Here is an 8,342-nt window from a genome sequence, read left to right on the forward strand (position 1 = left end):
AGATGTGTATAAGAGAAAGGAGCGCATCTGCTCGGCGAGCTCGCCCCACCGACTGCCCTGGCCCAACTCGTCCCGGGCGATGCCCCAGAGCGTGTCTCCCTCCTGCACGGTGTAGGTCCGCTCCCCCGCGGCGGCCGGGGTGTCCTGGGTCGTGTCCTGGGTGGTCTGGCCCTCCTGGGCCATGGCGACGGCGGCGGGAGCGGAGGCGGTGTCCTGTGGGGTCAGGGCGAAGGCGGGGCTGCCACCGCCGAGAGCGAGCACGGCGGCGATCAGCGCGCCGGCCAGGGCCTGCTGCGGGCGCAGCGCTCCGCCCAGGTTGGGGGTCTCGACGCGGCGGATGAGGCTGATCACCTCGACCACGAGCGAGTAGACGAAGGAGGCCCAGAAGCCCCACGCGATCAGGGGCAGCACGGTGCCCATCAGGAACGTGCCGCCGAAGTCGATGCCGGTCAGGGCCTGCTGGAGCTCGGCGGTGCTGGGGATGGGGTTGCCGACCAGCAGGATCAGGGCGGCGGGGATGCCGACCACCAGGGCGGTCAGGGCCAGCAGGGCCGCAAGGCCTTTGAGGGTGCGCATGGGGCGTGTCTCCGCTCGCGTGGGTAGAGGTCTTCACGGGGTAGAAGGCTGGGGCGGTCCCCCGATGTCCCTTCTAAGTTGATCTGAGGTCAGTTTAGGCGGTGAGGTGGGCCGCCTCAAGGCTGTCACGCTCCGCGCCACCTTGCCGGAACAGCATCCGCATGGCCGCCAGGGCCGCGATTCGATCCGGAGACTCCACTCCCGCGGCCGCCGCGCGCGCTCGCGCATCCGCCTGGCGATCCCGGTGCATCGCCTCGCGCGCCGCCTCCGCCCGCTCACGAGCTCGGGCAGAGGCTGAGGCGAGCACGAGCCCGCCGGGGTCCTTCCAGTGCTCCAGGCGCCACCGCAGGTAGCCGCGAGCTCGAGCGGCGTCCTGGCCGGCGTCCAGGCTGTGGAGCCGGTGCGCGCCCTGGGGGGTGTGGTCCAGGGCGTGGAGCAGGTCGGCCGGGGTCCAGCCGGCCTCGAGGAAGGGACGGATCAGCGAGCGGACGTCCCGGGCCGAGAGCACGCGCAGACCCAGAGCGCGATCCTGGACGGTGCGGGCGGCGGCCAGCTGCTGACGACGGGTGGCCACTGCACGGTTGCAGGGCCAGAGCTCGACGAGTCCGCGGTCGCGCGCGTGCGTGGTTCCTCTACGAGTTCTAGTAAGTGAATCCTCTAGCGAGGAAGGGTGCCAGTTTTTCTCCACAGCCCCACGGATCCGACGCTGACCTGCACGCTCCCGTGCTTCGGCCGCGGCGTCGGCACGGTGCCTGGCGAGGATCTTCTCCACGTCCAGGTGGGCGGTGCAGCACAGCACGTAGACCGCCGCCTCGTTGATCCGCTTGCCACGCTCGTCCGGGGTCGCGTAGGCGGCAGAGCGTCCGGCAGCGACGCGTCCGATCACCCCGTGTCGCATCAGCCAGGCGATGGCCGCGGTCACCGTCGAGGCGCTCCGGCCGATCATCTTCGCCAGGCGCTTGTGCCCGGGACGGGAGATCATCTTCGACCAGTCCGCGCAGGCCGCCAGCGCACCCACCAGAGATTCCATCAGCCGCCGACGGGTCCGGGAGAGGCCCTGCCAGGCAGGCAGTGCCCGCAGGGCGGGAACGGCGTCGCCCAGGTGCTCCAGACGCCGGGAGCCGGCGGGCACCGCGGCCAAGATCACGTCGATGTCGCCCTCCCGGGCACGCGAGGGCCGGCGCCAGTTCTGACGGCACGGATTCGTGATCCGACCCCGCACGGGCCGGGCCGGCTTCCGGCGATGACGCAGCAGCCGGGCGAGGGTGGACTCCCCCAGGCACGGCGCCGAGGACACGGCCGACGGGAGGGGGGACGTGTCGCGGAGAGGGATTTTGGGTAGACTTGGGCACGACAAGAGCGACGTACCTCCTTCCAGGGAGGGACAGAGCCGGATCCCTTGGCGGGGATCCACCCGAGATCGAGAGCTTCACTGGCGAGTGAGAAGCAGCTCTCGAACAACTGAAATCTTCAGACCGGCACCCTTGGCGGGGTGCTAGTCGCAAGAAGGCGGTTCCGTTGGCGCGGGGCCGCCTTCTTGCATGCTCAGGCGATCTTCACGTCGAAGGCCTCCTGTCCGTTCGACTCGGGGACCTCGTTGGCGTCGAGGTCGGCCAGGATCAGGGATGCGACGTAGTCGGTGACGGTCTCGCCCCGGTAGTCCACGCGGGCGTGCAGCTTCTCCTCGTAGGACCTGGGGAGCTTCGTGGTCACGCTGAAGCGGTCTCCCTTGGACGGGCGACCGCCAGTGCGCCTGGTGGGGCGAGGGTTCGACGGGGGCGTGCGCATGGTCACAGAGTATCCCAATCCGATTCGTCCGAGCCTGCATCTGGAAACAACACGCCGGGGCAGACCAAAGGCCTGCCCCGGCGCGCACGTTACGGCCGCACGTTCAGCGCCTGGAACTCGCCGATCCGCACGTCCTGCGAGGAGCGCGTGAGGGTCTCGATCACCCCGGACTGGCCCTGGGCGGTCCACTCCACGGACCATGTCGTGATCGCCGTGACCTTGTAGGTGGGGTTGGACATCTTCATGTACGTGTGCCCGCAGTCCGGGGACTCCTGCTTGCCGAAGCGGTCCTCGTAGACGGTGCCGGGACCGTCGCAGACCACCTGCGTCCCATCGCCCATGTCCCAGGTGACGTGCACCGGCCGCGCCGTGGCCTGCACGGCGATCCCGTTCACGTCCTTGGAGACCGTGTACGGCCCCCACGCCTGCGGATCGTCAGGGTTCCCGACCCACATCCACGCCGGCAGACCCACAGCACCCGTGCCGTTTTCCGCCACCGGGTACGGCACCATGCCGATCTCGATGCCCTTGAGCTGCATCTCCTTCACGACTGTCTGGGCGGCCTGGCGGATCTCCCCCGGCCCGGCCTGCGTGGAATCCATCCAGCGCGTCTTCACTGGCTGACCGAGCGTCAGCCCATCGCTCGGGTTGCACTGCTCCCACGCGCCCCGTTCTGGATCCTTGCCCGCCGGCGGAGTCGGCTGCGGCGACATGTTCACCCACACGCAGTCATTGACCGGGTCGTAGTTCACGTCACAGCGGTACGGGACGCTGTCGCCAGGCAGAGGCTCGTTGATCTCGCAGAAGTTCGCCCGCTTCGGGGCCTTCCCGTCCCGGCCCAGCACGGGCTGCGCGTTCTGTCCCTTACCCGGCACCGTGGCCTCCACCAGGCAGCTAGAACCCGTGCTGCCTGCACGGCATCGCCCATCAGCGGTCGTCCCCGTGGCCTGGGCCGCTGCCCCCGTCGCGCCGACGAGAGCGCTCGCGGTCAGAACCCCCGCGGCCGCCATGGCGGCCCACCTGTTACGGGTCAGCACGAGGTCTCCTCCGGTCCGTTCAGCGGAGGCAGCTCGCTGGAGACGACGCTCCAGACGCCGTCGTCCTCGTTCCAGAGCACCGCGTACTTCACGATGAACCGCTGCGTGGCGCCGGTGTCCACAGGCTTGCCATCCTTGCCGGTGATCTTCACACCCGAGTTGTCCTCGCACACGCGCAGGTTCACCGAGGCGTTCTCGACCAAGGTGCCATCAGCATGGACGGACGGGCCCGCCAGGCCGTCGATCAGCTCCACCTTCGAGGCGCCCCGGTAGGTGGCCCCCGTGGCGAGCGTCTTCTCCACGTTGGCCTTCTGCTGAGTCAGCTCGCCCTGCTGTGCCGCCACGGACAGGCGATCCGCGTTCTTCGCGTCACCGCTGTTCAGCACGTCCGACGAGACCGTGTAGAGCAGCTCAACCGCCTTGAACGCGCTCGCCTTCGCCTCCTCCTGGCCCCCCGGCTTCTTCGAGGTGACCGGCTTGTACTCCGGCAGCGCAGACGACGACGCGCTCGTCGAGCTCGAGGAAGCGGAGGACGAAGACACGTTCGCGGACGACGACCCGTCCTCGATCGGCGCAAGCGAAGACTGCGAGGCGCTCGCGGACGTGGAGTTGCCACCCGGCGTGCCACCGCCGTTGCAGCCGGTGAGCGTGAGCGCCAGAGCCAGGACGGCTCCGGTGTATGCGGTGGTCTTGGTGACGCGGCTCATGGTGTCTCCTTGCGGTCAGCGGGTGTTCGAGTGGATCTGGGCGGTGCCCTGGCCGTGGCCGGTCAGGACGCCGGTGGGGATGAAGCGTGGGGTGTAGGGGACGTCGACGTCCACAGTGACCTTGGTGGGGGTGACGTTGACGGTGCCGGTGGCTCCGGCTTCGGCGATCATCCCCTGGGCGGCGCGCGCGGCGGCCGCTCTGTCCAGGGTGATGTCCTCGCCGCGGGCGGCTCCGGCCGTGGTGCCAGCGTTGGCGCCGGCGCGGGCGGCCTGGTGGGCGATGGTGACGGCCTCCTCGGAGGCGCGCACCTTGCCGTTCCAGTCGATGCCGATGCCGAAGCCGACGAGCACGATGATGGGGACGAGCATCAGGACCAGCAGGGAGGACTCTCCGTGCTCGCGGCCGAGCCAGGCGCGGAAGCGGGCGATCATGCTCAGCCCCTCTCTCGATAGGTGTCCACGGGGGACGTGGCGTCGGCGGTGATGGTCCAGGACCCGGGAGTGCCGGGGATGGCCAGGTCGGAGAGCGGCACCGTGCAGGTGATGGTGGCGGAGACGGACCCGGGGATGCCGGGGGCGTTGCGCAGGGCGGAGGTGTCCAGCGTGATGTTCTGGGAGCCGCACGTGAAGTCGGTCTGGTCCAGGGTCATGCGGGCGGACTGGCGCGCATTGGACTCGGCCTGGCCGGGGTTGCGGGCCAGGGTGGCCTCGCGGGCGGCGACGCCGGCCGCCGACTCGATGGAGGTCTGTGCTGCTCCGATGCGGCCGCCCATGACGGCGATGGCGATGAGCAGTCCGATGGCCGGAGCCACGATGAGCAGCCCGACGCCGGACTCGCCGCGCTCATCACGCAGCCAGGCCAGGGACGTGTCGCGGAGGTTCACTTGACCACCCTCTCGACGGGCCCGGTCACGGACCGGGAGACGGACGGGCTGATCCACTGCCCGGTGTAGGCCGGCGCGGTGCCGGTGACGGTGACGGTCATCCGCTCCCCGGTGGTGCTGATGTTCACGGAGGCGCCCTGGAGGGTGCCCGAGTGCTGGGAGATGACCTGCTGGGCGGCCGCCTGGCCCTCGGCGCTCGAGCCGCCCATGACTCGGGAAGTTGCGTAGGCCGCGTTGGCCGCGGACTGGGCCACGGTCGAGGCCTGGTAGTAGGCGCCGGCCTGGGGGACGAGGAACACGAGCAGGAGGGCCACCGGCACGATCAGCAGCGAGGCGATGTTCGAGGAACCCGTCTCGTTGCGTGCATGGGCCTCGAGGTGCGCTCGAAGCGGTGCCGTGATGTTCATGGTGACCCCCCTGCTCGTGGTGTTCCGTCCCTGGCTGGTCTAGTCAGCCCAGCTCGCCGACCTTGTTGGTAGCGAAGGTGTTGATGCCGGCCCAGACCAGGGCGGCCAGCACGACGGCGGCGAGCACGCCGAGGATGATCTCGATGGTCTCGGCGCCGGCCTCGTCCTCGTGCTTGTCCTGGATCCAGGCGCGGAGGATCAGGTACTGCTGCATCAGCTTGTTCATGGTGAGTCCCCTCGTGTGGTGGAAATGGCCTCGGGACGGTCCCGATGCGGGTGGGTGGGTGGATGGGAGATCACGATCTCCGGGAGGAGCTCGCGCGTCTCACGCGCTCATCAGCGTCAGCATCAGAGGGGTGAGGACGATTAGCGTGAACATCAACGCGATGAACATGATGATGTTCTTCATGCGGCCGGAAGCCTCATTCTCACGGGCTGCCTCGGCGTTGAGCATCCGCACGCGCATGTTGCGACCCAACGCGCGCAAAGGCTCGTAGACGCTGGCCCCATTGTCTCCGCTCAGGCGCATGATGCGGGCGGCATCGGTGAGCTCGGGGACGTGGAGCTGCGTGGCCAGGGTCTCCAGGGCGGTCCAGGGCTGGACCTTGGTGAAGCGAGCCCGGACCAGTTCCTGACGGATCCGCTGGAAAGCCCAGGTGTCGCCGATGGCGGCTGCGTTTTCCAGAGCCACCGTGGGCTGGGCGTTGCGGCCGCGCTCAGAGGCCAGCAGCTCGACGAATACCGCGACCGCGCGTGCGAAGTCAGTGCGTGCCTTGGTCGCTCGCTTGCGGGCGGCCGAGTCAGGTGCCAGCCAGGCGACGGCGGCGACGAGCAGGCTGATCAGCAGGGACAGCCACAGCGGCAGGGAGTAGAGCACCTGTGCGGCCACGCTCAGGGCGAGGCAGACCACGAACACGAGTGTGGCGCCGTAGATCTTGGCCCAGGTGTGGCGGCTGCGGGTGGTGCCCAGGATGTCCAGGTCGGCGTCGGTGAGGCCGTTGACCAGGGCCGGCGGCAGCGTGCGCATCGTCCACTGCGAGGCCCGCTCCTGCCAAGAGAGCGCGCCGCCTCCGGAGGTGCTGGTCACGATGCCGTCGAAGGCCGCCGCGCGCAGGCGCGGACGCTGGGGCAGCAGGGGCCAGATCAGCGCGGTCGCGGCCAGGCCGAACAGCATGCCGGCGATGATGATCATCATCATGACGAGCTCCTAGCGGTCAGCAGGCGGACCTGCGGCGGCGGGGCTACCACGCGGGTCATCCAGATGATGAGCCCTGCGGTGACCAGAGCCAGGACGAGGTAGAGCGCCTGGCCCAGCGGGGTCTGGTAGGCGGCCATGGGCCCGCCCATTCCGGGGACCAGGCACAGGGAAATCACCACGATGGTGATCACGATGCGGGCCTCACGGCGGGCGCCGGCGCGGTCGGCGTAGATGGCCCGGCGCTTGGAGACCTCTTCCTCCACGGAGGTGGAGAGGTCGTCCAGGGCGTTCGCCAGGCCCTGGCCGCGCTGATTGGCGGCCAGGATCAGCTGCATGACGACCAGGTCGCCGGTCTGGTCTCCCCATTCCAGGCCCAGGCGCTTGAGGGCGTCTGCGGTAGGCCAGCCGGCCTTGATGCGGGCATTCATCGTGGCGATCTCGTCCCGGATCAGGTCGCCGGCGTTGGGCATGGAAGCGGCCAGTGCGGTCTCCAGGGAGGTTCCTGCGACGATCAGGCCGGAGAGCGAGCGCGTCCACATCTCCATCTGCGCCAGCTTCTCGATCTGGGCCGATCCCCCGCCGGAGCCGAAGGCCAAGCGCAGGAGGATGACGGCGCCGGGCAGGGCGACGAGGTAGACGAGCAGGCCGGTGAACAGCGCAATGAAGAAGCCCACGGCGGCGGCGATGCCCACCATGATCCACGTGTTGCGGTCCATGCGGCGGCCGAGTCCCTTGAGGGCGGTGAGCCAGCGCGGATCGGGTGCAGGGGCCTTGGGAGGGGCGGGCCAGAGCCAGTTCACGGCAGCCATGCCCAGGCCGAGGATGCCCAGGGCAAAGCTCAGAGGGAGCAGGAGCGAGCTCATCGGGCACCTCCGGCCAGGCGCAGCAGGTCGAAGCCGGTGCGTTCGAGATCGTTGCGCAGGCGGTTGTCCACGGGAGGGGCCACGGGCACGGCGTTCTCGTCGCCGGGACCCATGCGGAACAGGTCGGCCACCGAAATGCCCTTGTCGGTGTCGCCGGGCAGCACCTCGGAGATCGAGATGATCTTGCGCTTCACCGAGCCATCGGGCTGAGGCACCTTGCGCATCTGCACGACGACGTCGATGTGGTAGCCCAGCTGGCGAGCCATGTAGGTCTCGGAGAACTCGTTCATGCCCAGGCCGACCAGACGGCGCACGGCCTCCTCGCCGGAGTAGGCGTGGACGGTGCAGTAAGTTCCCGCGCCGGTCTGCATCGCGGAGATCATCGCGCCGATCTCCGAACCGCGGACCTCGCCGACCAGGATGCGTGCGGAGTTCAGACGCAGGGCCTTCTCCATGGCCATGGTCAACGTGTACTCGCCGATGGTGCTGCCGTCGGCGGCGCGCTCGCCCGATCCGGGGCGAGCCTGAAGCTCGATCGGCGGGACCAGGCGAGAGTCGAGCCGGTCCAGGTGCAGCTCGCGCTCCTTCTCGATGGTCACGATCTGCTCCAGCGGGCCGATCTTCTCCGCCAGGGCGCGCATCAGGGTCGTCTTGCCGTCGCCGCCGAAGCCGCTGATGACGATCGTCTTGCCGGCCTGCACGAGCGCCGTGAGGAACTCGGCGGCCAGGGGGCTCAGGGTGCCGTTGTCGACCAGCTGCTCCAGGGTGATGTTCACCAGCCGATGGATGCGGAATACGGCGGTGGGCCGCGTGGAGACCGGGCGGGCGGTGGCGGCCAGACGGACCGAGCCCATCAGGTCCATGTCCAGGTCGGGGTGGGCC

At 69.4% G+C, this 8,342-nt stretch carries 12 protein-coding genes; all 12 read right to left on the bottom strand.

All coding sequences use genetic code 11. From position 1 onward, the window contains the following. Positions 1 to 576 (bottom strand): LysM peptidoglycan-binding domain-containing protein (locus tag J1M41_RS11440; protein ID WP_206451781.1); only part of this gene is annotated, 576 nt, incomplete at its 3' end. A 94-nt stretch (positions 577 to 670) separates the two neighbouring features. Further along, positions 671 to 1,873 (bottom strand): hypothetical protein, encoded by a 1,203-nt coding sequence (locus J1M41_RS11445; RefSeq protein ID WP_163721744.1) that lies wholly within the window; start codon positions 1,871 to 1,873, stop codon positions 671 to 673. Between the two features lie 248 nt (positions 1,874 to 2,121). After that, a complete protein-coding gene (locus J1M41_RS11450; protein ID WP_157571201.1) occupies positions 2,122 to 2,289 on the bottom strand; it encodes a hypothetical protein in 168 nt (55 codons plus the stop codon). Positions 2,290 to 2,453: 164 nt separating this feature from the next. Next, positions 2,454 to 3,239 carry a hypothetical protein gene (locus tag J1M41_RS11455; protein ID WP_135019327.1) on the bottom strand — a complete coding sequence of 262 codons (786 nt, stop codon included), beginning with the start codon at positions 3,237 to 3,239 and terminating at the stop codon, positions 2,454 to 2,456. A 155-nt stretch (positions 3,240 to 3,394) separates the two neighbouring features. After that, on the bottom strand, positions 3,395 to 4,108 hold the full coding sequence (locus J1M41_RS11460) for a hypothetical protein (protein WP_061867360.1): 714 nt from the start codon (positions 4,106 to 4,108) through the stop codon (positions 3,395 to 3,397). A gap of 15 nt (positions 4,109 to 4,123) precedes the next feature. Then, the gene (locus J1M41_RS11465) at positions 4,124 to 4,540 is read right to left on the bottom strand and encodes a hypothetical protein (RefSeq protein ID WP_049159529.1); all 417 of its coding nucleotides are present in this window, start codon (positions 4,538 to 4,540) and stop codon (positions 4,124 to 4,126) included. A gap of 2 nt (positions 4,541 to 4,542) precedes the next feature. Further along, complete coding sequence (locus J1M41_RS11470) at positions 4,543 to 4,992, bottom strand: TadE/TadG family type IV pilus assembly protein (protein WP_031943860.1); 450 nt, start codon at positions 4,990 to 4,992, stop codon at positions 4,543 to 4,545. After that, positions 4,989 to 5,399 carry a hypothetical protein gene (locus tag J1M41_RS11475; RefSeq protein WP_031943861.1) on the bottom strand — a complete coding sequence of 137 codons (411 nt, stop codon included), beginning with the start codon at positions 5,397 to 5,399 and terminating at the stop codon, positions 4,989 to 4,991. Before J1M41_RS11475 ends, J1M41_RS11470 begins: the two co-directional genes overlap by 4 nt. Before the next feature lie 43 nt (positions 5,400 to 5,442). Continuing rightward, positions 5,443 to 5,625, bottom strand: a complete 183-nt coding sequence (locus J1M41_RS11480) for a hypothetical protein (RefSeq protein ID WP_061867359.1) — start codon at positions 5,623 to 5,625, stop codon at positions 5,443 to 5,445. Between the two features lie 99 nt (positions 5,626 to 5,724). After that, the gene (locus J1M41_RS11485; protein ID WP_061867358.1) at positions 5,725 to 6,597 is read right to left on the bottom strand and encodes a hypothetical protein; all 873 of its coding nucleotides are present in this window, start codon (positions 6,595 to 6,597) and stop codon (positions 5,725 to 5,727) included. Further along, positions 6,594 to 7,460 (bottom strand): type II secretion system F family protein, encoded by an 867-nt coding sequence (locus J1M41_RS11490; RefSeq protein ID WP_061867357.1) that lies wholly within the window; start codon positions 7,458 to 7,460, stop codon positions 6,594 to 6,596. Before J1M41_RS11490 ends, J1M41_RS11485 begins: the two co-directional genes overlap by 4 nt. After that, the coding region (locus J1M41_RS11495; RefSeq protein ID WP_206451782.1) for a CpaF/VirB11 family protein at positions 7,457 to 8,342 on the bottom strand (886 nt) is incomplete at its 5' end. The genes J1M41_RS11495 and J1M41_RS11490, both read right to left, overlap by 4 nt.

It is taken from the genome of Micrococcus sp. KRD096, assembly GCF_017168495.1.
In the GTDB taxonomy this organism is placed as follows: domain Bacteria; phylum Actinomycetota; class Actinomycetes; order Actinomycetales; family Micrococcaceae; genus Micrococcus; species Micrococcus luteus.

Bases quoted from the DNA above. Each gene is read 5' to 3' on its own strand.
- J1M41_RS11480 (WP_061867359.1), bottom strand. From the start codon at position 5,625: ATGAACAAGCTGATGCAGCAGTACCTGATCCTCCGCGCCTGGATCCAG.
- J1M41_RS11490 (WP_061867357.1), bottom strand. From the start codon at position 7,460: ATGAGCTCGCTCCTGCTCCCTCTGAGCTTTGCCCTGGGCATCCTCGGC.
- J1M41_RS11475 (WP_031943861.1), bottom strand. From the start codon at position 5,399: ATGAACATCACGGCACCGCTTCGAGCGCACCTCGAGGCCCATGCACGC.
- J1M41_RS11465 (WP_049159529.1), bottom strand. From the start codon at position 4,540: ATGATCGCCCGCTTCCGCGCCTGGCTCGGCCGCGAGCACGGAGAGTCC.
- J1M41_RS11460 (WP_061867360.1), bottom strand. From the start codon at position 4,108: ATGAGCCGCGTCACCAAGACCACCGCATACACCGGAGCCGTCCTGGCT.
- J1M41_RS11485 (WP_061867358.1), bottom strand. From the start codon at position 6,597: ATGATGATGATCATCATCGCCGGCATGCTGTTCGGCCTGGCCGCGACC.